Here is a 23259-nt window from a genome sequence, read left to right on the forward strand (position 1 = left end):
CCTTCTCCTACTATTTGAAAGCCTTATATGATACGTAACTTGTTACTTTTGAAAAATGCCACAGGCAACAATCTCCCACGACTTTTGAAACTCTTCGTTTATCCTCTCTTCTTTCCACCTCTCAGAAAAGGCCGGGTGATAGAACGATGAAAGTAATCCAAATAACGTATGCGCTAAAAACAAACTATCTTGTTGTTCAATCTCATTGCGCTCTATTCCGCGATTTATCACGTTCTCCAGTTGTCCAACTAATCTTTCTTCATGCTTTTGGATCACCTTATTCTTTTGCTGCACTAACGAACTATTTAATGTAAATAACTCTTCGTTTTCAAGTAACTCTTTCTTTTTAAGCTGAAATAACCGAAAGAACCATTCTTGTAAAATACTTTCCGTCTCTCCATCTTTTCCCGCAATTTGCTCAAGCTGATCTGAGTACTTGAACAGCCATCTTTCTAAAATAGCATCGCGTAGTGCAGCTTTACTCCGAAAATAAGAATATAAAGCCGCATGACTAACATCAAGTGACTTCGCAATACTAACAAGTGTCGTTCTACTCCATCCGTATTTCATTAACTCTTTTTCGGCTGCATCTAAAACACCATTCTTCGTTAACGCCTTCTCTGTCATTTTTCTCACCGTCCATTTTATTTACTAATATTATTTCAATAACAACTTACATTTTTTATTATTTGTAAGTTCAATGCAAAAAAATACGATTTCAATTAGATTATAAGATTAACATATCCTTTTTCAACTTACAATTTTTTTATTTTGTAAGTTGAAAGCGTAATAACAGGAGGCGTTTCCTTATATAAAACAAATTCATTTGATTTTTAAACATAATCTAAAAGCTAATACATTTACAAGGCAATACTTTTTAACGTGTAATAATTCATTCGTCTCGATTTTCTTTCCCAATATTGCAGCTCATACAACAATCATGTAGCATTACCGTATCGATGTAATGGTTCATCATCTTAAACCTTTCGACTAATTATCAGGAGGTAAAGTGATTGAAATGAATAAACAAGAACAATTAAATATTATAAAAAAAGATTTTATTGATTCTCAAAAAGTATTATTGGCAATTGGCGATGAAACACGTCAAGCTATTTTGTTAGTTCTCATGGAAACAGAATGTCAAACCGGATTACGTGTAGGAGAAATCACGAAACAAACACACCTTTCTCGACCAGCGGTATCGCATCACCTTCGGATTTTACGAGAAGCTGGTATTATTTTAATGCGAAAAGAAGGTACAAAAAACTTTTATTATATTGATATACGTACAAAATTAAGTGTATTAAAAAATCTTGTATTAGATATTGAAAAGCTATTACACAACTTTTATCCCACTTTAACGGGCAGTAAGACCCCCACCTCAAAATTCAGCGAAAGCCAAGAATTTTGATGGGGATCAACTGCCCATAAAAGTCCGATTGGTTCAACTAATAATCAGTGGGGATGAAGAACCCCCCCACTGATTAAAGTTTCACTTTATTGAAATGTGGAGGTATAAGAAATGAAAGCGATCATAATTGATAAATACGGGAAAGTTCCAATGCGTATGGCAGAGGTACCTACTCCTGAAATAAATGAGTATGAGGTGCTTGCAGAAATTCATGCAGCTAGTATTAACCCGATTGACTTTAAAATACGCGATGGAAAAGTGAAAATGTTACTTAAATATGAAATGCCCCTAATTCTTGGAAATGACTTTTCCGGCGTTATCATAAAGGTTGGATCAAAAGTAACTCGTTTTAAAGTCGGCGATGAAATATATGCACGTCCAAGAAAAAATAAGATCGGTACTTTCGCGGAATATATAGCCATTCATGAGGAAGATATAGCTTTAAAACCAAAAAATTTAAGTTTTGAGGAAGCGGCGTCGATTCCACTCGTTGGCTTAACATCATATCAAGCACTACATGACATTATGCACTTACAAAAAGGACAAAAAATTTTAATTCACGCTGGATCTGGCGGGGTTGGTACTTTCGCAATTCAGTTAGCAAAAATAATGGGCGCTACCGTTACAACGACTGCTAGTGAAGCTGGTTCCGATTTAGTAAAGTCTCTTGGCGCAGATGAAATTATTAATTACAAAACAGAAAAATTTGAAGAAATACTAAAAGATTATGATGCAGTATTTGATACAATCGGCGGTACAACACTTGAAAAATCATTCGATATTATAAAAAGCGGCGGCAACATCGTTTCCGTTTCAGGAATGCCAAATGCTCGATTCGGTAAAGAATTCGGTTCGGGATTTTTCAAAACACTCTTATTTTCATTAGCAAGTAGAAAACTTACTGCACTTGAAAAGAAGCATAATGCGCAATATTCATTTTTATTTATGAAGCCAAGCGGCGATCAATTACGTACTATCGCAAATTATATTGAAACAGGTGAAATCAAACCGGTAATCGATCGAGTTTTCCCTTTTGAAGATGCGCAAAAAGCAATGGAATATTCAGAAGCTGGAAGAGCAAAAGGAAAAATAATCGTAAAAATAAAATAATAACAAAGACTCCATTTTCTTAAAATGGGGTCTTTGTATTTACTGTTAAATAGACATAGTGCAGTGAAGTCCTTACAATAGATTGCAGGGGGAAATATCATATTATACTTTTAGCTAACTTTACAAAGAATACATACGTACAAATACATAATAAAAAAATAAACAAGGAGGAGATAAAATGACTAAAAATAATGAAGCTGGTTGGGATTTAGATAATAGTTATACGACTCTGCCGCAATCATTTTATACAGAAATCCCCCCTACTCCCGTAAGTTCACCGGAGCTAGTTAAACTAAACCATTCACTCGCAATATCTCTTGGCTTTAATCCTGAAGAATTGAAAAAAGAAGTTGAAATTGCTATTTTCGCTGGTAATGCACTCCCAGAAGGAGCTCATCCATTAGCCCAAGCGTATGCCGGTCATCAATTCGGACATTTTAATATGTTAGGCGACGGTCGTGCTCTTTTAATCGGCGAACAAATTACTCCTTCAGGTAAACGTTTTGACATTCAGCTAAAAGGTTCTGGACCTACTCCGTATTCACGCCGTGGTGATGGTCGCGCTGCACTCGGTCCGATGCTACGTGAGTATATTATTAGTGAAGCAATGTATGCACTCGATATTCCGACTACTCGCAGTTTAGCAGTCGTTACAACTGGCGAACCAACATATCGTGAAACAAAGTTACCTGGAGCAATTCTAACTAGAGTAGCAAGTAGCCATATACGTGTCGGCACATTTCAATATGCTGCAGCTCGTGGTTCTATTGAGGATCTACAATCACTAGCTGACTATACGATAAAAAGGCATTATCCAGAAATTGAGGATCATGAAAACCGATATACTGCATTACTACAAGAAGTCATAAAAAAACAAGCAAGTCTCATCGCTAAATGGCAACTTGTTGGATTTATCCATGGCGTAATGAACACTGATAATATAACGATCAGTGGAGAAACGATTGATTACGGCCCTTGTGCATTTATGGACAATTATGACCAAGGAACTGTATTTAGTTCGATCGATACACAAGGTCGCTACGCATATGGGAATCAGCCATATATGGCCGCATGGGACCTGGCGCGACTAGCAGAATCTTTAATACCAATTCTGCATGAAAATGAAGAAGAAGCATTAAAAATTGCTCAAGACGAAATTTCTAAATTTAGCGTACAGTATGAAAACCTGTGGTTCCTTGGAATGAAAAAGAAATTAGGACTATTTAGCAGTGAGGAACAAGATCAATCACTTATTGAGCAACTTTTAAAAATGATGGAGAAACATAAAGCAGATTACACAAATACATTCCGTTCATTAACTCTTGATACGATCGAAAATACAGCTCTATTTGAAAGTCCTGAATTTAAAGAATGGTACAAACTATGGCAATCTCGATTAGAAAGACAAGAAGAATCGAAAGAAAACGCCTACGAAATGATGAAAAATAATAACCCATCCATCATCCCAAGGAATCATCGCGTAGAAGAAGCACTAGAAGCAGCTCTCACAAATGGAGACTATAGCGTAATGGAGAAACTTCTTGAAGCTCTATCAAATCCTTATGCGTATACTACAGAGCAAGAAGAATACTGCGTTCCACCTGCACCGACGAATCGTCCTTATCGTACTTTTTGTGGGACTTGATTGTTTATCTTTAACCTTTAAGTTTATTATTCATACACTCATTTCCTTACACCACTTTCTCAAGTGGTGTTTTTGTCGAATTTTTTCTGAACTTTCAAAATATAAACAGGTTTTACAAAATATTACATAGAATTATGTAATATCGTTAATTTGGAAGTTAATACCTTATTACGATTTTTGGTATTCTGTCTAGTTTCATAAAAGAATACGAGAATATATAACCTAAAAGGGGAGATAAAATTTGAAAAGAACAATTGGTACAACTATTGTAGGGCTATCAGTACTTAGTTTTGGGATTTTTGGTGCAAACATTGGGGATGGCGGAATTGTCAAAGCTGATCATGGAAGATCCCCTATTTCTAAGCAAGACAGTCATGCTGATTTACCAGCTCCTAAACAAGAAGGGCATGCTGATTTCCCAGTTCCTAAACAAGACAGTCATGCTGATCTACCAGCTCCTAAACAAGAAGGACATGCTGATCTACCAGCTCCTAAACAAGAAGGACATGCTGATCTACCAGCTCCTAAACAAGAAGGACATGCTGATCTACCAGCTCCTAAACAAGAAGGACATGCTGATTTCCCAGCTCCTAAACAAGACAGTCATGCTGATTTTCCGACTCCTAAATTTGAGGATCATGGTGAACACATTTAAAAAAATCCCCTTCATGACAGAAGGGGATTTTTTTAGGTTCATATTTACTTTCTCATCTAAAAAATAAATACTATATAAGTTAAAAAACAAAATTTTCTCTTTTACAAGAAAATTTTTTATCAAGTTAATATTCATTATTTTCACATATTTATATGATAACATTATAGACAAAACTCAATAAACTATTCTGAGGGGGGATTTTATGAATACCTTATTAACTGGAAGTACATACGCAACGAAACACTTAGAAGCATGGTATCACACAATCTTAATTCAAAATGTTACAGAAGCACAAACCTGTTATCATGCAGCAACTCAAGAACGCAAAGAAATTCTTGTAAAAGAAGATAGTTTAAACTCATCTTACCATTTATTTTTTAACTTATTAAAATTCCGTTATGCAGTATTTACTGATGGACTATCCATTACGAAGGGTAGTTTTGATGAAATTGATGCTATTACTATCCCAGCTGATTTACAACTATCCTACTTATACAATTATTACAAAGCTATTTACTTTACTGCATTAAACAAATTTGAAAAAGCTGATGATTATTTCGAAAAAGCAAGATCATCTTTAGCTAGCCTTTCTACTGTGGAACAGGCTGATTTCTATTACCGATATGCAGTATATCATTTTCAGATGCAGCAACCAAGCCAAGCAATCGTATATGCTACTAAGTCATTAGAAATTTTCCAAACATTAAATGAATGCGAAAGAAATATAACTTCATGTTTAAGTGTACTAGGCGGATCTTATGTAGCAGTTGGTCATTATGAAAAAGCTGAGGAGTTATACTATACAGCCATTGACATGTTACAAAAAAATAACGAAGAATCTTTACTTCTTCATGTACGAAATAACCTCGGTACACTCTATGCAAATAAAAACTTGTCAGAACAGGCTATTCGTCAACTGTCGGAAGTAATAGAAAAAATGCCAAAACACTATAAAGCATTATTCTTACTCGCACAAGAAAATGGAAAACTAGGAAATATAGAGTTAGCAAATAAATACATTCAAACTGGTAAAGAAATTGTTTTACAACTAAACAATGAGGAATATAAACATCATTTTAATATTTTAGAAGCTATTATAAATAAATTTGAATTAGAACAATTAGATAGAGTTATACAAGAAGGAATTGACTATTTTAATGAAGAATCTTTATTCAGTTATACTTCTGATTATTGCGAAAAAATAGCCACTTTATATCACAAAAAGGAATTCTTCGAAAAAGCTAGTGAGTATTTTTACAGCAGTATTGAAGCTAAAAAAAAGAATGAAAGAAGGTTATGAAAATGAAGAAAACAATTGGTAAAATCGCTTTAGGTATTGCATTTACTGGTATCTTTTCTTTTGGGTTAAACGCTAATCTGACAAGTCAAGCTGGACACGAACATTTCCCCGCACCGCAAAAACCTGACTTTGTTCAATCTGTTGACGTAAGTAAAGACTACAACTCAACAACAGCTGTAAAAGCGCTTTAAAAAACGAAAGACCTTCAATTCAGAAGGTCTTTTTTAAATGCGCTTATTTAGTTAATGTATTCGAATATTTTTTCATATCCAAATGGTAGTACCAATGACACTATACAACCTATCATTATTGAAGCACTAGATAAAAGGATAAATTTCCGAAATGATATATCATTCCTCTTGTACCCAGTAAAACAAGCTTTTATTATAACAAAAACTGTCATCATTATGATAATAGCTGAAAAAGCAGCTACTAAAAACACTTCCATTTTGTTTCCTCCCATAAAACATCCTAGCTTTAATTTTACCATTAAATGAGAATAACATAAATAAACTCTTTATACATACAGGGTTTTCCATATGCCTCCGACGGGATTCGAACCCGCACTCCTTTCGTTAGCATAGGCTAAGGGGAACACGCTTCCCTACGGAATTTCACCGACAGGAATTCCACCTGTCTCAGCTTATTTGCTTTTCGGTGCTTCTGAAACCTTCGCCTTGCGACCCGGTGCGACATGTTTTCCGGCGCTCTTCCCTTCTAGAGCTACGGAGGCATTATCTTTTAAGTAAAAATATATTTTCTACAAAATTAGCAAATTACCTTTATTTCACAAAACTCATTTTGTTTCTTTCATTAAATCCGCGATTGCTTTACTTCCCTCACTACCCACTTTCTCAAGCTCCTCAACAACAAAATTCCGTCTCTCTACAGAATGATTTTGACTTAACTTCGCTTTTCCTTCTATTTTACTAATCTTAATTTTAAAACCAACTATCCCTTTACTTAAGCCTACCATTTAATTCGGGTCTACATCATTAAGTGAGTAAGTGCTCTGTGGGTCTTCATATGTATGTACTAAATCTTGAAGAGAATTTAATAATTCCTGTTCATCTTCAACAATTTCTAATTCACCGTATACATGCACTGCAACATAATTCCATGTTGGTACTGCATCCTTTGTTTCATACCATGACGGCGATATGTAACTGTGTGGCCCTTGGAATATAGCAAGTACGTGTTGATTCCCACTATCTTTCCACTGTTCATTCGGACGTGCGAAATGGCCATGTAAAGTTAGAGTCTCCCTATTTAATAACAACGGCAAATGTGTTGCATAGGGTTCCCCGTTATGTTGAGAAAATAATGTTGCAAAGCTATTTTGTTCAATTATTTCGTACTTCATCTCTTCCTCTTGTATTGTAAAATATTTTGGTACGTACATAAGCTCCGATACGATAAACTTAACTAAATCTATGCAATTCAATCAAATTTATACAAGTTAGTGCTTCATCGTGTTCTCGCAACCCCGAAGGGACGAGGGGTATAACACTCCACACGAGGCAGTATCGTTACCTCCTATTATCAAGCAATTATTTTACCCATCTTGATAAATTTATCGAAGCATTCAAATCTCTATCGTGATGGCTATTGCATGAAGCACAACACCACTCACGTATTTTTAAACTCCACTGTCCTTCTGGTTGAACTGAATGGTCGTATTTAACTCCGCAACATGAACAAATCTTGCTTGAGGCGAACCATTTATCAGCTTTTACATACGCAATGCCATACTTCTGGCACTTGTATGATAAACATTGAAAGAAGAAGTTTAATTTTTGAAATGAAAATGCTTTCGATATTTTTTTGTTTTTTAACAGGTTTGAGATAGATAAGTCTTCCACAACAATCCTCATTGGTTTGGTTTTCACCAATTTAGCTGTTGCTTGGTGGATATGGTTATTTCGGATATTCGTAATTTTCCTAGATAACCGCAGGTGTTCAGCTTTCGCTTTTTCATATCCGGCAGATTGAATTTTTACACCTTTTTTAAATCTCCTAGACATATCTCTTTGTGCTGACTTTTTCCTTTTCAAAAGCTTTTTAACCTTGGCATCTTTGTTTATATTTCGTTCTTTCATACCATTAGAAGCTACAAACAGCTCTTTTAAACCAACATCCACACCAATCGACTCATTGGTTAGTTCTTGTAATTCAAAGTCTTCTTGGAATCCTACACTAATCCACCAGTGACGACCGTCAAATGTAACTCTTGGATTGGATGGTTTTTTATTTCTTGGTAGTTGTTGGCTTGTTTTCACTTCTCCAATAGACTGAATATGAACTACTTTCTTTCCTATAACCAGTCTTTCATAATTGGCATAAAATCCTTGGATTACATCTTTTTTGGATTTATAAGAAGTGTGATAACCATTTTTGTACTTTTTGAACGAATGTTTTCTCGCCGTATCAAAATCTTTTGAAGCCTGTTTAGGAACTTGTGCATTAATGTCTTTTAACCACTCATATCTCTTTCGCTTCTTGATCTTTGTAAATCGTTTCTGTAAAGCTAACTGTGAAACAGATTTTCCAAATAGCTTATAGTATCTATCACTCATTCTTTTACAATAGTTATAAGCGAATCTTGCAGCACCAGCATGGTTTCTAAGCACTTTTTCTTGTTCAGGCGTTGGAATCAATCTAACTTTCTTCGCCAATATCATCAGAATTTAACTCCTTTAATGAAAGATTTGTTCTTCTGAATCGTAGCGTATTCCACCAGCATTCTCCTTAAACTACTCGGATGTAAGCCTGTTAATTCCGATACTTGACTAACTCGTAAAAATTTCATTATTATTCTTATCTCATTAAATCCATAACGAAACATACGTTCGGTATATTCAATGAGGTTTGATAGATTTAATCAAATGTATCTCGTTCAACTAAGGGCGCAATTCCTTAGCCAGTTCTCTTATGAACTTCTCATGTTTTCACATGAGCGCAGACTATATGTTTATCTACTTAGAGATAGAGGATTTTTCCACCACCATAGGCTTGTGATGTACTCTCGTCAGTTATACGAGATAGTCGTTGAACGTTCATCTTATCCATTTTGACTTAGATGATTCGAGGCGGAAGACCCATTGTTCTAGTGTTTAGGATTTAACCTTGCACCATCTGATTGATTTTTTCTGCTTTCGCGACATTCACGCTCGCTATTTCTAGCCACGTTGTAGTTCAATCAGCTTTAGGGATTGCCCGCAGTTAACCCTCACTACTAGCCAATCACTTGACTAGCAGGGCTTACTGATATATTTAATTAACTTTCATTATAATTGGTTAAATAAATCGTAACAGTTAGTTACCCTCTTTTCCAATCTTTTATCTCTCATTATATTTAAATCTCGTAGCATTCAACAGGGCCAGTTTATATTTGTTTTATAATGGCAGCTCTCAATTAAAAAAGAATAGGCCGCATATACTCAATGCGACCTTAGTTTATTTTTCCCAATATATTTGTAATAAATGCAGTCTTACCTTCACTATAACTGAATCGATTTTTCGATTCTCTTGCTAACTCTTCCTTTAAACGCCCATATTCAACAACAACATCTTCATGTTCACGAAGATAATCCCGAAACGCTATATGTCTTCTTAACTCTTCGCTATTTTTGTCACACACATATAAATGATGTTCCATCCAAACTGTACTTTCTCCGTCCCACGGAACGAAAGCGTCCTTTCTGCCAAACGCCTCTCTTCCTTTGAAGCTCCAGTCAGCTTGATGGTAATACCCTATCTTTTCAAGCCTTTTTACTACTTCAGGAAAAATTTCGTACTCTTCTATTACTATATCAATATCTAATATTGGTTTTGCTGCAAGTCCTGTAACAGATGTGCTCCCAACATGCTCAATGGACAAAACAAGTTCATTTATTACATTGTTAATGAGCGATTGTAGTTTATAAAATTCATTTTCCCATTTGATGTTATATTCTTCGATAGTAATTCTCTGTTTCAACGTATCCCTCTCCTCAAAAGCAATTATAACCTTTGAATATGAGTATCCTTAAAATCCGTCTCATATTTCAATCCATATCCAAACATTCGATCCATCCCAATATGCGCTGTCCATATTAATCCTATCATAATAACTGTGTCTATCTTAAAAAAGAAACCTATCATAACAATTAATATCGATATAATATATGTGTGAAAAATATTATAAACTTTAGCACCTACATGATTATTTATCCCATACGCTAACATTGATAAATCCGGTGCTAAAAGAAATACTAAAAATATAATCCAACTAAATTCATATATTGAATACGCATAAATCGTGGCTACGAAAACAACTAGACCTTCAAAATGTACAATACGCTTTTGCATTCTTTACCATCCCTATTTTTCTATATTTACCGGTACATTTTCATCACTGAAAGTATTCTTTGCATTTTTTGACCAGATGGTTGCCAAAATCGGCCCTGCAATATTATGCCACACTGCTGCTAATACACTTGGAAGTGCAGCTGCTGGTCCAAAATGTGCTGTTGCCAGCGCAACACCTAAGCCTGAATTTTGCATTCCTACTTCTATTGAAATAGCTCTTCTTGTCCCTTCGTCTAGTCCAAGTACGAACGCTGTTATATATCCGAGTAAAAAGCCAAATGCATTATGGAGCATAACTCCAATGAAGATAAGAAGGCCTGAAGAAGTAATGCTACTTACATTCGCTGAAACAACTGCTGAAACAATAATGATAATTGCTACAACTGATATTAAAGGGATAACAGTCATTCCTTTCGTAACAGTTTTAGGGAAAAACTTCTTCACTACTAATCCTAAAATAATTGGTAGGATAATAACTTGTACGATAGAAAGAAACATAGACATAGCATTCACTGGCATCCATTGTCCTGCAAGTAATAATAAAATAAGAGGTGTAGCAATTGGTGCTAGTAATGTTGATAATGACGTCATTGCAATAGACAACGCTAAGTTCCCTTTTGCTAAATAAACCATAACATTTGATGCAGTGCCACCCGGTACTGAACCGAGCAACACTAATCCAGCTGCTAATTCCGCTGGCAGATTCATAACGTAGGCTAGTACGTATGCGACAAGTGGCATAATAATAAACTGAGCACATACACCGATAATAACTGGCAATGGTTTTGTAGCAATGATTTTAAAGTCAACAGCCTTTAATGTTAATCCCATCCCAAACATAACAACGCCAAGTAAAATTGTTATGTAACTAGTTAACCCGAGAAATGGAGTAGGAATGAAATATGCAATAGTTGCAATACAAATAACCCAAAATGCAAAATACTTTCCAGCTATATTACTTATCGCTTCTAGTACTTTCACCCCATCATCCCCTATCCTTCAACTGAAAAACTTTATTGGGATTCAAAATATTTTGCGGATCAAGAGCTTTCTTTATTTTTTCCATTACGAGTAATGCCGCCCCATGTTCTTCTTCTTGATACTTCCGTTTCCCAATCCCAACGCCGTGTTCTCCTGTACACGTTCCACCTCGTTTAAGAGCATACAAAACGATACTTTCATTTATTTCGTCGCCCTTTTCTACTTCTTCTTTATTGTTTGGATCAATCATTAAGAGCACGTGGAAATTCCCGTCTCCAACATGGCCAAGAATACCACCGACAAGACCTACTTTATCTAATGTCTCTTTCGCATGTTGGATTGCACCAGCTAATTCTGAAATTGGTACACATACGTCTGTACTCATAAGCTTTTTACCAGGATAGCTATGAACGTAAGAATATGCTAGATTATGCCGTGCATCCCATAATTTATTTCTCGCCGCAGTTTCTGTTTCAAAAGCAACTTCTTTACATTTATGATCAAACACAATTTCCTTCGTGAATTCAATATCTTGCTTTAAACCTGCTTCATTACCATGAAACTCTAAAAATAGCGTAGGTTCTTCTCTGTAACTTGTTTCATTATAATGATTTACTTGTTTCATAGATAATTCATCTACAAGTTCAATTCTCGCAATTGGAATACCCGCTTGTAGTATATTAATCACAGCTTCTACTGCATCATTTATAGTTGGAAACGATGCTCTCGCAGCCATAACATGTTCTGGTATGCCGTATACTTTTAATGTTAACTCTGTAAAGCATCCGAGCGTCCCTTCTGATCCTACGAAAACACCATTTAAATGGTAACCTGATGATGACTTCGCTGCTAAATTTCCAGTATGTATTACTTCCCCATCAGCAAGAACGACTTCTAAATCCCGAACTTGATCACGCATTACCCCATACTTAACTGCTGTCGTTCCGCTTGCATTTGTAGCAGCCATTCCACCTAACGTTGCGTCTGCTCCTGGATCTACACTAAAAAACAATCCATACTTTTTCAATTCTTTATTAAGCTGAGAGCGAGTCACTCCCGGCTGTACTCTTACAAGAAAATCTTTCTCTCTTATTTCGAGTATTTTATTCATAAGTGAAAAGTCCATTGTAATTCCTTTTTCATATGGAATAACGTGGCCTTCTAAACTAGATCCTACACCAAAAGGAACGACAGGTTTTTTATGCTCACTCGCTACTTTCATTATTCTACTAACCTCTTCAGTCGTTTTCGGAAAAACTACTACATCAGGTAAACTACTAGTATGATAAGATTCATCTTTACTATGTAACTCTCTTACTGTCGTATTTACAACTACTCGATCTTCGGGAAGTACACCCTTTAATTCATTTACTAAACGCTCTACCGTTATTTCCATCGTACACCCTCCTACTTTTTATAAATTCGAATTACAAAATATGCTAACTATTTTATACATAATAATCCGAAAAATTAAATAATTCAAGTTTTATACATATGAAATTCGTTTCCTACTGTCGAATAAACAAAAAGAACTTGCAATAACTATTGCAAGTTCTTTTCTATAAAACTACATTTTAAATGATTTCTTTATTAACAACATAAACCAAATTAAAGTAACTGCCATTAACGAATGGGAAAACCCTACAATATAAGTTAACCCCTTAAAATCCGCCCCATTTAGCTGAAGAAGCCCTCTCGCTGCTAGCGAACCTAACATTAAAGTTAATGCGATATTATGTACAACAAACCACTTATTAAAACTTTTCGCTTCATGAAACGCGAATACTTTTGCTAATCCTAAAGCAATTAAAAAGAAGAAAAAGCCGAGTACAAGTGTATGTGTATGCAAAAGATTTAACAAAGTAGATCCTACAATCCCCTTATACTTTCCATACTCCCTAGCGAAAATTCCTGATAATAAACCGATAATCAAATACGTAAACGATGCATTATATAATTTTTTCATTATGTACCTCCTTGAGTAGAATGTGTAGTGTGTCATATTTAGTAATAATGATAGTTATATAGTAAAAACTCCTAGTTACCTAGGAGTCATTGTATAAGTATCTCACTCTTTACAATCAATCCTAATTATAAAATATCCCTTTATACAAAACAAACGAACTTTATGTGAACAAGTAGAGCATAATTAAAATATGTTGCACTTTTGTATTTCGCAACCCATACTAATTGTTATAACTATTAAAGGTGGTGCAATGGATTGATAGTTCTTGAAACTGAACGACTCGTTCTTCGCTGGTTTCATATAAAAGACGCTCCATTTATTCTAGAATTAGTAAACGATCCTGCATGGATCCAGTTTATTGGTGATAAAAGGATTAAAAACTTAGACGATGCAAAAAAATACATCTTAAATGGCCCCGTTGATATGTATAATAAAATGGGCTTTGGTCTTTACTTAGTAGAGCGAAAAGAAGATTTCACTCCACTTGGTATGTGCGGACTTATTAAAAGAGATTCATTAGAAGATGTTGATATCGGCTTTGCCTTTTTAGAGAAATTCCGTTCAAAGGGGTATGGCTTTGAATCCGCTTCTGCTGTAATAAACTACGGCGTACAAAAGCTCGGACTGAAACGAATAGTAGCAATTACTACTATTGATAACATCAATTCAGGAAAGCTTTTAGAAAAAGTAGGATTTCAGTTCGAAGAGATAATTTCAGACTCTGGAGAAGATTTAAAGTTATTTGGGTATAACGCGTAGAAAAAAGGTCGCCATTCATAGCGACCTTTTTTACTGATTTCGGAATAATATCTTGAGTTACATTATAGTTTGCATCAATTATTAAAATTACCAATGTAACTTTTAGTCTCATGTTTTGGAACTTTATAGAAATAAAACTTTCACTTTCAAATTAATTATATTAATATATTAAATAAAGGAAGTGAGAATAAATGGAACAACATGATTTTAATTCTTTAGAACAACCACTATTTTTTCTAATTCTTCAATTCATTGCATTTATATTAATCATTTGTATCTTATATGGAATCTTGTATAACGTCGTATTGAATTTAAATATGCCTAAATGGACTGCACATATGGTAGCTACCGTATTTTCCATTGGTATCGCCTATCAAACTTTTACAAATTTTATTTAATTTTTGTATAACGCGTAAAAAAGGTCGCCACTCACGGCGACCTTTTTATTATTTCACTTCTATCGTATAATTCCCTGTTCCCCCGCCATACTGATACACATGTAAATAATATTTTCCTGGATACGTGTAGTAACTTCCTACTAACTTATTCCCTTCTTGCTGGGCATACGTAACATAATTATTTAAATCTGCTTCTGAATAAAGGACCCAGTTTACTCCGATATTATTTTCCTTCGTTACATTAATTTGAAGGTTTTTCGCCGTTTCCACATTTATTTCAAAGAAGTCACTCGTATCACCATTTCCTAAGCTTGCGCGTAAAACTTGATTTAATTGTAGTTTATTTGCTGTTTGGAATGAATTATTTGGCTCTTTTTCTACGCTGTTATCTTCTTTCTTTTGAACCGTTACATTCGTTGTAACAGTATTCGTTAATCCTTTATCATCTGTTACTGTTAATTTCGCTGTATATGTTCCTTCTTTTGTATACACGTGAGTTGGATTTTGTTCATTACTTACAGTACCGTCACCAAACTCCCATTTATAAGAAACAATTTTCCCATCTTCATCTTTTGATCCATCGCTTTTAAATGAAATTGCTTCATTTACATTTCCGCTATATGGACCGTTTATAACCGCAACTGGTGCTTTATTCACAGCACCTTCTTCTGTATTAATACCATGGAATACAACATCGTATTCAAATTGTCCTGATGCATTCACACGGTAATTCACAAAGTAAGCTGTTACTGTTTTGTAGCCTGTCCATTCTTTTGCACTTAAACGTTTTAACGTATCATTCACATTTTGTGTAATTGTTTTCCAGTCTTCATATTCCCCTTTTGCAGTCGTACCTGTATACGTTCCTTGCAGTGTAAATGTATTAAAGAACTGTGATTTATTTTTCTTAACTGATACATTACTTAATTTTGCTTCTGCTGTAATTTCTGCTGCAATATCTGAAACTGGTTTCGGTGCGTGCGTTGCTAAATAATCATCTGATACTAACGGAACATTATATTTCTCACGGTTATCGACTAACATTTGCATATAATCTTGATACTCTTTATTTAAATTCGCATCTTTACTTAATGCAGAGCGGTATGCATCATATGCTGTTACATCATTTTTTCTAATAAGATCATGAATTTTGTCAAACATATCATATCTCTTATTGTACATGTACGATTGTAAAGCGAAGGAATAATTATAGAAATCCCACGTTCCATACTTTGCGTTTAACGTTCTCTCTGCTGTATAACGTTCTGCTGGATTTGAAGATATCCCTCCTATAATGCTCTTTCTCGGTACAACGTTATCTGTTCTCGTTGCACCTGCAAAAAACTCTGCATTCCCTTCTTCAAACCAAGATAATCTCTCATTCTCATAAATCTTACCTTGTCCCCACAGTCCTGGCACTTCATATCTACCTTGTAAGTAATGCGTGAACTCGTGTCGGAACAATTCTTCTAAACTATAAATGCTTTCTTCTGGCGTACGTTCATAAGTAAAGAACGTACCTGTTCCTTCTATATAAAGACCGCCATTATTCGTTTCATATCCGTACAATTGACGGTTAAATTGATATTCAGCTGGACTATTGTAAATAACCATCGTTAATACATCATCAGGATTTCCTTTTTCTAAAGGTTGATCACTTTCAACCGTACGATGGAATTGTGCCTTCACTTCTTTTGCCGCCCAATATAGACGTTTTACTTTTTCTTCTGTCACTTTATCTCCAGCTTTTAAAACAATTGCCCCATCATCAAACGTATACGTTTTCGGCAAATACTTTTTCTTTCCATCTTCTCGTATTTGATCTAAATTCACAACATTTCCATTTGCATCTTTCCCGCCATAGTTCGTCGCAATTTGCTCAGCTGCTACGAAATATTGCTCTCCTAAATACGGATACATTTTCATTGCGTCTGTTACAACTTGCAATCCTTTCGTTCCTGTACTATGAAACGTACCGAGTCTACCTGTATAATAAATACCATTATTAATTAACCATCCATTCTTCGCTGTTACCGTTCCAATTAATGCAAAACGACTTAATTCATTGACATAGCTATCAATTTTTTGGTACCACATTGTATCTTTCGGAGCTTTTCTCGTATCGTACAAATACGATTGAATGTCGTAATCCACACCTTGCATAATATCGTAAATCGCATTTCCAGCTGGTAGATTGTCTACCAATGTAGAAAAATTATCATTATATTGTTTAAAAATCTTTGCAGCTGATGTTATCGTTTCCACATCACTCGAAGCATTTCCTATTAATTTTCCGTATGATGAGACAACTCTATTTTGTTCTAACGTACCGAGTTTGAAATTCGGGTTATTCGCAATTGTTTTTAATGCAGGTAAGCATTTATCATGATAGCTTCGATCATTTAGTTTACTTAATTCTGTATGATAAAATCCTAAATAAAACCCTGAGCGTAATACTTCTACTAAAGTCTCAATCCCTTTTGAATCATCTTTCGTATAAGCTTGTCCTTGCTGCTTCAATTTATCAATAATTGCCTGCATTCTACTATCATTTTGATAGAATGCAAGACTATCCTTATTAAACTGAAATAGCCCAGTAATTTGCTCCCAATCAATTGTTACGAGTAAATCTACTAACTGCTGATTGCTCAATTGATTTAATTCAGCAATTGTGTAAGTTTTCGCTGCAGCTAATTGCTTACTTTCCTTTTTTACTTCAGGTGGTCTTTGAGACAAATCAGCAAATTGTAACCTTTTCTCAAAAGACTCATTTTCAAGCACTTTTGATGAATGAGCTAATTCTTGCACTGGTAATTGCACACCAACTGGCTCCATTTTGAGAACGTTCCGATAAGAAACTTGCTCTCCCTTTGTACTTTCCGCCAATGTGCTGCCTTGGAAACTCCCTAACATTAAACTAGCAAAACTTACCCCTACTAACACTTTTTTTGAATAGCCTTTCATGCTCTCCCCTACCTTACATTTTTTAGTGTCCCGCACCATTATTTTACTATTCTTACTTTTTATTCTGTATTGAGAAAAAATAAGGGAACGTTCACATATGTATCCATGCCGTGCAAAATTAACACTTGACTTTATGTAAATTTTGTATCAAAAAAAGATAGATAATAGCGAAATTCCTGCTACATCTACCCTCGTTTTCGACGCTATGATTTTAACTTTATAAACGTAATTTCCGGTAATGTTTGCATATGCTGAATCAACTCATTCTTTTCTTCTGACGATATGTTTTTCAGTTGCATCCCTACCTTATAAACTATTTCTGTACCTTGCTGTAAAGCTTCCACTTCATATGAAAGTATCGGAATGCCTTTCACTTGTAGCGTTTCTACTATTTGTTGTACCGCTTCATGTTTATTTATATGTATTTGCACTGTTATGTTTTGAGGAAATAAAAATTGCACCTTAAAAATCCGGCTCACAATCTCTAAACCAATTAAAACGAGAATCGTCGCTCCAATCCCCACTACATACATGCCAGCCCCAATTGCTAATCCAATTCCTGCTGTAGCCCATAAACCAGCCGCTGTCGTTAATCCTTTCACCGCCTGCTTTTGAATAATAATTGTACCTGCCCCTAAAAAACCTACTCCACTAACAACTTGCGCTGCAATACGGCTCGGATCAAGAGCCATATGTTCCTTATTCATAATATCTGAAAAGGCATATTTTGAAACGACCATTATTAAAGCACTCCCTACCGCTACTAGGAAATGTGTTTTTAATCCCGCCTCTTTTGATCGAATTTCCCTTTCAATACCAATTATTGCTCCTAACAAACCCGCAACACCGATTCGTATAATTAAATCAATATTTACACTCACGAACCTTCCCCCTTTCATTCATTATAGATAGATAAAACAAAAATTATCACACACATCCATTGATCGATATGAAGGAATTTCACTAAAATACACTTAATACTCCGATTGTTTTATGTTAATATTTTAAATATTGACATAAAATGCAACTTCTAATTTTCTTAAAAAAACAAAGGTGAATTACATGAAATGAGGTTGAGAAAATTCGGAAAGCGTTTTCATTTTGTATCGTAATTTTTTAAAAATACTACATAAATAAAGGAGATTACCAACAATGAACGTCTCTTTACTAACACCTACTACGGATTTAAAAGAAGAATACTTAGATTTTTATAACGAATGGAAAGATAGTGGTGAAACAATGATTCCGTGGGTTATCTCAAAAGACCCTTCTAACTTCCCGGCTATGATTCAAGAATTACTCGATGCGCATAACGGAGTAAACCTTCCTGAATCTTGGGTACCAGACTCTACGTATTGGCTCGTTACAGATAATCATAGAATTATAGGAGCTGTTAATATACGTCATAGTTTAACCGAACATTTATTTAATGCTGGCGGTCATATCGGTTATGGCATTCGCCCTTCTGAAAGAAGAAAAGGTTATGCTACGAAGTTATTAGAATTATCGCTAGAAAAAACGAAGGAATTAAACATCACGAAAGCACTTGTCGTTTGTGACGAAGTGAATACAGCTTCTGAAAAAACAATTTTACATAATGGTGGGCTTCGTGATGATGATTTCACTGAAGAAGATGGGAATGTAGTAAGAAGATTTTGGATTGAGCTATGAAGAAGTATCAAAAAGAAGCCGGAAAGTGATTATACACCTTCCGACTTCTTTTATGCTGTTTCTATTTCAAACTGCACTGTAATACCACTAGGATCTACTACTGTAAATCCGTTTGTACTTTCGTTTACTTTATGTTGTTTTTCTATTAATCTTTCTTTCACTTCATCTAACGCTTCTTTATGCGGTAATACAATTGTATACACTTTAAGTCCAGTTGCATGTGCGGGTGGGTGTGGATTATTTACTCCGTTCCACGTATTTGCACCGATATGGTGATGATATCCTCCTGCAGAAATGAATAAGCAGTCATCTTCGCGTTGTTGCACTTCAAATCCTACTGTCTCTACATAAAACTCGTGTGACTTCTCTACATCAGCTATTCGTAAATGTACGTGCCCAACGACAGTATTAGCAGGTAATCCAGCAGCCTCATACTCAACAAGTGTTGCCAGTTCTTTTAAATCTAGCGGCGTACTTCCTCCTGGTCCTTCTCCCCATTGATCACGCGGACGGTCTGCATAAATTTCAATACCATTTCCCTCTAAATCTTGTAAATAAAACGCTTCGCTATACGTATGATCACTTGCACTATTAAACCTTGAAATTGGTAAAATTTCATTAGAATATGTATAACGCCCTTCTTGTTCAGCTGGGCTATCAATTACATTCTTATTACGAATCACCCCAAATAAAGCCGAAGCAAAAGCTTCACGAGTCGGAACTAAAAAGGCTACATGATATATACCAGTCGTACGCGGCTCTTGCAGCACCCCGTCCTCTAACTTTTCAAGAACAAGTAACGTGCTCTTTCCACCTTTTCCTGATAAATATACTTTATTCGCCTCTTGCTTAATTACTTCTAATCCTACAACATGCTCGTAAAAAGCAATTTGACGTTCTAAATCTATCACCTTAAATTCAACATGACCAATACGTGTTTTCGGATGAATTTGTACCATGAATTACTCCATCTCCTTATCCCGATATATTCCTATTTCATATAACCGTTACTATGAAGGATACAACCAAAATCATCCTATGTAAATAAGAAAAGTCAGAATTTATGCACATTTTTGTTTTCATAATAAAAAAGCCACCTCTTCTAGCTTTTAGAAAAGGTGACTTTTTAACTCTTATTTCATTTTATGTACTTCAGCAACTAACTTTCCACCCTGAATGCCCATATAAAGTTTCACAGGTGCATCATTCGTGTTTTCAAACACTAAGTCTAAGTATGGATATGCAATTGTAGCATCTCTTCCTTGCGGAACGTAACCTACCGTTTTAGAATGTGTCGTTCTCTCTACCATTTTCAAACCAGCCTGATCTGCTGCATTGTATAATGTTGATGATGTTTGACAAACACCACCGCCGTATCCATCTACTAGTTTACCATCTACAATTTCTTTTCCTAATTGATATCCTTTATCTGGCGTTGTATCACCAATTAATGCATTGAAAGAGAAACTGTCTCCTTTTGCTAATACAACTCCATTTATGCTCGCTGCTGACAAACGAATATTCTCAATACGACCACCTGCTGAGCCACCTAAATTCGTTTCATATCTACCAATTACCGTACCACTTCCTTGTGCATCACTTAATGTTGCAGTTGGTTTTTTTTCAACAATAGGTAACTGATATGAAGAATCCCACATACCAACGTTTAATAATTTATTTACTAACTCTTTTTCCATTAATTCAAAAGAAGGCTTTCCTTCTTGCCAACTTCCATCAGGCCCTAAACGTGAAGGAACCATCTTTTTGTCAACATTTTTCCCAACTTCCCTAGCAACCTTCTCAACCGATTTTTTAAATTTCACTTCATCTTCAAAATAACCTAGACTCGATAAATCTAGCTTTTTCACTTCTGTACCTGTACGACCATCTACTAAACTAATAGAATCCTGTACTTCTGCTTTAGCCTCTACCGTGTGGCCACCAATATCACTTACTAATGCGACATCACTTACTTTTGTGCCACAACCACTTACTATAGCTACACATAATACCCCAACTAATATACCCTTTACTTTACGGAACAATATACTCTCCCCTTTTTCCCAATATTACTTTTATGTATTATTTCATTTTTATGTATGTTTTGTTACAATCATTTTACAATATATTTATAAATTGTTACAAGTTATTTTTTACTCTATATAAATTACTCTTTTCTTTTCCAAATGTCTATACATATTTACATAAAAGTTTGAGTTTGATAGAAATGTAACCTTTATGTAACCCCACCCCATTATCCAGTATATACCATTAAACGGACGGAATACAAATGTAAAAACTCCATATTCTTATTTATAAAGGAACATCCTGTGAACATAAATAGGTATTTGCCGTGCCACACTCCGCTTTTACACATACATTATGGTGAATTAACCTATTTTAAAGAAATGGAGGATGTTTTTATGTACCCCTACAATCCATACGATCCATATAACCAAAATGGTTATCAGCCTCAATATGATTTACAAGCACAATACCAACAATATATAGATCCAGCAGAACAAGTTAATCCATATGATCAAACTCGACAATTTCAACTTCCAATCTCTTTTCCTGGTACTGGAAACCGTCAACTAGAAAGACGAGTAAATGAGCTTGAACAAAGAGTACGTCAATTAGAAAACACGGTTGAGCGTCATACACGTAGATTAAACCGCTTAAACCAACGTTTACGTACTATAGAAAACAGACTAAACATTCCATTTTCAGCATTAGAAGACGGATTTTAATTTCGAAAATAAAAAATATATAAGGAAGGGGCTCCCCTTCCTTATATAAATTGACGAAAGTTTTTTCCATCTCTATACTGGTAAGAGTTAATGAAATGAAACAAGGTGATAAATATGGATTTTGAAATAAATTATCTTTCCTTTTATGTTGTACAAGTAGAAGGAAAAGGTGAAGCTGTTGATAAACGCTACAAACATTTTCAAACATTAGACGCTGAAGAGTATGAAGATAGCTCCTTAAAAGAATTTTTGAATGGTGAATTATTAAAAATTTCAAAGCGAAAAGTAGAACGTCATGCGAAAACAGAACAAGCTCCGACAAAAATCGGTCGCTTCATTGTAGAAGAAGGGCACGAACTTGATTCAAACCCTCATTACAACCTATTTAATCGCATTCGCTTCGCGGAAACTAAGGAAAACTTCAAAGATATGAGTGAACCACTCGTTTATACATATCTTGACACAAGTGCTGTACGCGGTGGTGTATTTTTAATTGCGCAAGCAAAACTACGTAAATACTTTGATGATCCATTCGTTTTCGTTATGAAATGTGACTTTGAACCGAAAGTTGCTTCTATTTCAGATGAATCCACACTAATTCGTAACGTTGAAATGGCAATCACAACAAAAAACATGAAATCTATCCAATATCCGTACATGCCTGAAGAAGGTATGGTTGAAGTAGGCGAACTAAAAATTCACCAAGCATCACACGCCCGTTACTTTGAAGACTTCTTAAAATTCGTCGAGTACGAACGCTCTATGCCTGAAATTATGAAAACACAAGTAATGGACATGGTATACGACCAAATTGAAGATGTATTTGAAGAAGGTACGGAAGAACGCGAACAATTCGACCAAGCAATGGAAGTATGGGCTGCCAGTCCGAAACGCGAAATTATGGAACAATTTTCAACCGAAGAAGTAATGGAAGCTACCGCTCAAATCGTTGAGCACGCTCCTGAAGTGGAATTAAAGCTAAAAGCAGATCATATCTCTGTGAAGGCTCTACTTGCTGATTTCGGGGATCAAATACATATCGCAAAGGTAAATGACCGGTACGTATTAATGATTGAGGCTGATACACTTACGTTTGAGAAAGGCTTCTCTCCTATTGAGTTTCTGAAGCCAGACGAATTGCAAGATGTGATTGAGCGGATTGAGCAGAAAGCCTCTCATATACCGCAATATTAAATATCAAAAAGCAGCCGAAATTACAAAAAACAAGGAAAGAAGCTGTTCCAAACTATCTTTTGGAACAGCTTCTTTCCTTGTACATTCATTGTTATTATCTTTATT

Annotated in this window: 23 protein-coding genes and 1 pseudogene; 11 read left to right on the forward strand and 13 right to left on the reverse strand. The window is 35.2% G+C overall.

Annotation, left to right across the window (positions count from 1 at the left end; translation table 11 throughout):
- Positions 1–42: 42 nt before the first annotated feature.
- Positions 43–627: a TetR family transcriptional regulator gene (locus ACTFOB_RS09270; protein ID WP_440025720.1), complete on the reverse strand. Its 585-nt coding sequence runs from the start codon at positions 625–627 to the stop codon at positions 43–45.
- Between the two features lie 382 nt (positions 628–1009).
- On the opposite strand from ACTFOB_RS09270, the gene ACTFOB_RS09275 reads away from it, so the two are divergent.
- The 6 genes from ACTFOB_RS09275 (at position 1010) to ACTFOB_RS09300 (ending at position 6312) form a co-directional block, all read left to right on the forward strand.
- Positions 1010–1411, forward strand: a complete 402-nt coding sequence (locus ACTFOB_RS09275) for an ArsR/SmtB family transcription factor (protein ID WP_440025718.1) — start codon at positions 1010–1012, stop codon at positions 1409–1411.
- 111 nt (positions 1412–1522) lie between these two features.
- Positions 1523–2521: an NADP-dependent oxidoreductase gene (locus ACTFOB_RS09280; protein WP_440025716.1), complete on the forward strand. Its 999-nt coding sequence runs from the start codon at positions 1523–1525 to the stop codon at positions 2519–2521.
- A gap of 178 nt (positions 2522–2699) precedes the next feature.
- On the forward strand, positions 2700–4166 hold the full coding sequence (locus tag ACTFOB_RS09285; RefSeq protein ID WP_440025715.1) for a protein adenylyltransferase SelO: 1467 nt from the start codon (positions 2700–2702) through the stop codon (positions 4164–4166).
- A 241-nt stretch (positions 4167–4407) separates the two neighbouring features.
- Positions 4408–4821: a hypothetical protein gene (locus ACTFOB_RS09290; protein WP_440032724.1), complete on the forward strand. Its 414-nt coding sequence runs from the start codon at positions 4408–4410 to the stop codon at positions 4819–4821.
- A gap of 202 nt (positions 4822–5023) precedes the next feature.
- Complete coding sequence (locus ACTFOB_RS09295) at positions 5024–6121, forward strand: tetratricopeptide repeat protein (RefSeq protein WP_440025712.1); 1098 nt, start codon at positions 5024–5026, stop codon at positions 6119–6121.
- Between the two features lie 2 nt (positions 6122–6123).
- Positions 6124–6312, forward strand: coding sequence for a Phr family secreted Rap phosphatase inhibitor (locus ACTFOB_RS09300; RefSeq protein WP_440025711.1), 189 nt, complete (start codon positions 6124–6126; stop codon positions 6310–6312).
- 47 nt (positions 6313–6359) lie between these two features.
- Here ACTFOB_RS09300 and ACTFOB_RS09305 read toward each other — a convergent pair whose 3' ends face one another.
- The 8 genes and pseudogenes from ACTFOB_RS09305 to ACTFOB_RS09340 form a co-directional block, all read right to left on the reverse strand.
- On the reverse strand, positions 6360–6569 hold the full coding sequence (locus tag ACTFOB_RS09305; protein ID WP_061681162.1) for a hypothetical protein: 210 nt from the start codon (positions 6567–6569) through the stop codon (positions 6360–6362).
- Between the two features lie 348 nt (positions 6570–6917).
- Positions 6918–7523: pseudogene (locus ACTFOB_RS09310) on the reverse strand (FMN-binding negative transcriptional regulator).
- Positions 7524–7671: 148 nt separating this feature from the next.
- Positions 7672–8802 carry an RNA-guided endonuclease InsQ/TnpB family protein gene (locus ACTFOB_RS09315; RefSeq protein ID WP_440025709.1) on the reverse strand — a complete coding sequence of 377 codons (1131 nt, stop codon included), beginning with the start codon at positions 8800–8802 and terminating at the stop codon, positions 7672–7674.
- 770 nt (positions 8803–9572) lie between these two features.
- Positions 9573–10100, reverse strand: a complete 528-nt coding sequence (locus ACTFOB_RS09320; protein ID WP_440025708.1) for a GrpB family protein — start codon at positions 10098–10100, stop codon at positions 9573–9575.
- Positions 10101–10123: 23 nt separating this feature from the next.
- Complete coding sequence (locus ACTFOB_RS09325; protein ID WP_440025707.1) at positions 10124–10471, reverse strand: DUF4260 domain-containing protein; 348 nt, start codon at positions 10469–10471, stop codon at positions 10124–10126.
- Positions 10472–10483: 12 nt separating this feature from the next.
- Positions 10484–11452, reverse strand: coding sequence for a bile acid:sodium symporter family protein (locus ACTFOB_RS09330; protein WP_440025705.1), 969 nt, complete (start codon positions 11450–11452; stop codon positions 10484–10486).
- 4 nt (positions 11453–11456) lie between these two features.
- The gene (locus ACTFOB_RS09335) at positions 11457–12848 is read right to left on the reverse strand and encodes an FAD-binding oxidoreductase (RefSeq protein WP_440025704.1); all 1392 of its coding nucleotides are present in this window, start codon (positions 12846–12848) and stop codon (positions 11457–11459) included.
- Between the two features lie 171 nt (positions 12849–13019).
- Positions 13020–13418 carry a DUF2871 family protein gene (locus ACTFOB_RS09340; protein ID WP_440025703.1) on the reverse strand — a complete coding sequence of 133 codons (399 nt, stop codon included), beginning with the start codon at positions 13416–13418 and terminating at the stop codon, positions 13020–13022.
- 255 nt (positions 13419–13673) lie between these two features.
- Between ACTFOB_RS09340 and ACTFOB_RS09345 the strand changes: the two genes are divergently transcribed.
- On the forward strand, positions 13674–14177 hold the full coding sequence (locus ACTFOB_RS09345; protein WP_440025702.1) for a GNAT family N-acetyltransferase: 504 nt from the start codon (positions 13674–13676) through the stop codon (positions 14175–14177).
- Between the two features lie 191 nt (positions 14178–14368).
- Positions 14369–14575 carry a hypothetical protein gene (locus ACTFOB_RS09350; protein WP_440025700.1) on the forward strand — a complete coding sequence of 69 codons (207 nt, stop codon included), beginning with the start codon at positions 14369–14371 and terminating at the stop codon, positions 14573–14575.
- 48 nt (positions 14576–14623) lie between these two features.
- Here ACTFOB_RS09350 and colA read toward each other — a convergent pair whose 3' ends face one another.
- Positions 14624–17539: a collagenase ColA gene (colA, locus tag ACTFOB_RS09355; protein ID WP_440025698.1), complete on the reverse strand. Its 2916-nt coding sequence runs from the start codon at positions 17537–17539 to the stop codon at positions 14624–14626.
- Between the two features lie 203 nt (positions 17540–17742).
- Complete coding sequence (locus ACTFOB_RS09360; RefSeq protein WP_440025697.1) at positions 17743–18420, reverse strand: MgtC/SapB family protein; 678 nt, start codon at positions 18418–18420, stop codon at positions 17743–17745.
- 271 nt (positions 18421–18691) lie between these two features.
- On the opposite strand from ACTFOB_RS09360, the gene ACTFOB_RS09365 reads away from it, so the two are divergent.
- Entirely contained in the window at positions 18692–19210 is a 519-nt protein-coding gene (locus ACTFOB_RS09365; protein ID WP_440025696.1) for a GNAT family N-acetyltransferase, read from the forward strand.
- Between the two features lie 50 nt (positions 19211–19260).
- Here the strand turns inward: ACTFOB_RS09365 and ACTFOB_RS09370 are convergent, their stop codons facing one another.
- Positions 19261–20169, reverse strand: a complete 909-nt coding sequence (locus tag ACTFOB_RS09370; protein WP_440025695.1) for a VOC family protein — start codon at positions 20167–20169, stop codon at positions 19261–19263.
- A 174-nt stretch (positions 20170–20343) separates the two neighbouring features.
- Positions 20344–21255: a VanW family protein gene (locus ACTFOB_RS09375; RefSeq protein ID WP_440025694.1), complete on the reverse strand. Its 912-nt coding sequence runs from the start codon at positions 21253–21255 to the stop codon at positions 20344–20346.
- A 363-nt stretch (positions 21256–21618) separates the two neighbouring features.
- Between ACTFOB_RS09375 and ACTFOB_RS09380 the strand changes: the two genes are divergently transcribed.
- Positions 21619–21960, forward strand: coding sequence for a hypothetical protein (locus tag ACTFOB_RS09380; protein ID WP_151634311.1), 342 nt, complete (start codon positions 21619–21621; stop codon positions 21958–21960).
- Between the two features lie 114 nt (positions 21961–22074).
- Entirely contained in the window at positions 22075–23154 is a 1080-nt protein-coding gene (locus ACTFOB_RS09385) for a DUF3900 domain-containing protein (RefSeq protein ID WP_440025693.1), read from the forward strand.
- Positions 23155–23259: the final 105 nt, after the last annotated feature.

The organism is Bacillus cereus group sp. MYBK79-1 (genome assembly GCF_051915365.1).
Lineage (GTDB): Bacteria > Bacillota > Bacilli > Bacillales > Bacillaceae_G > Bacillus_A.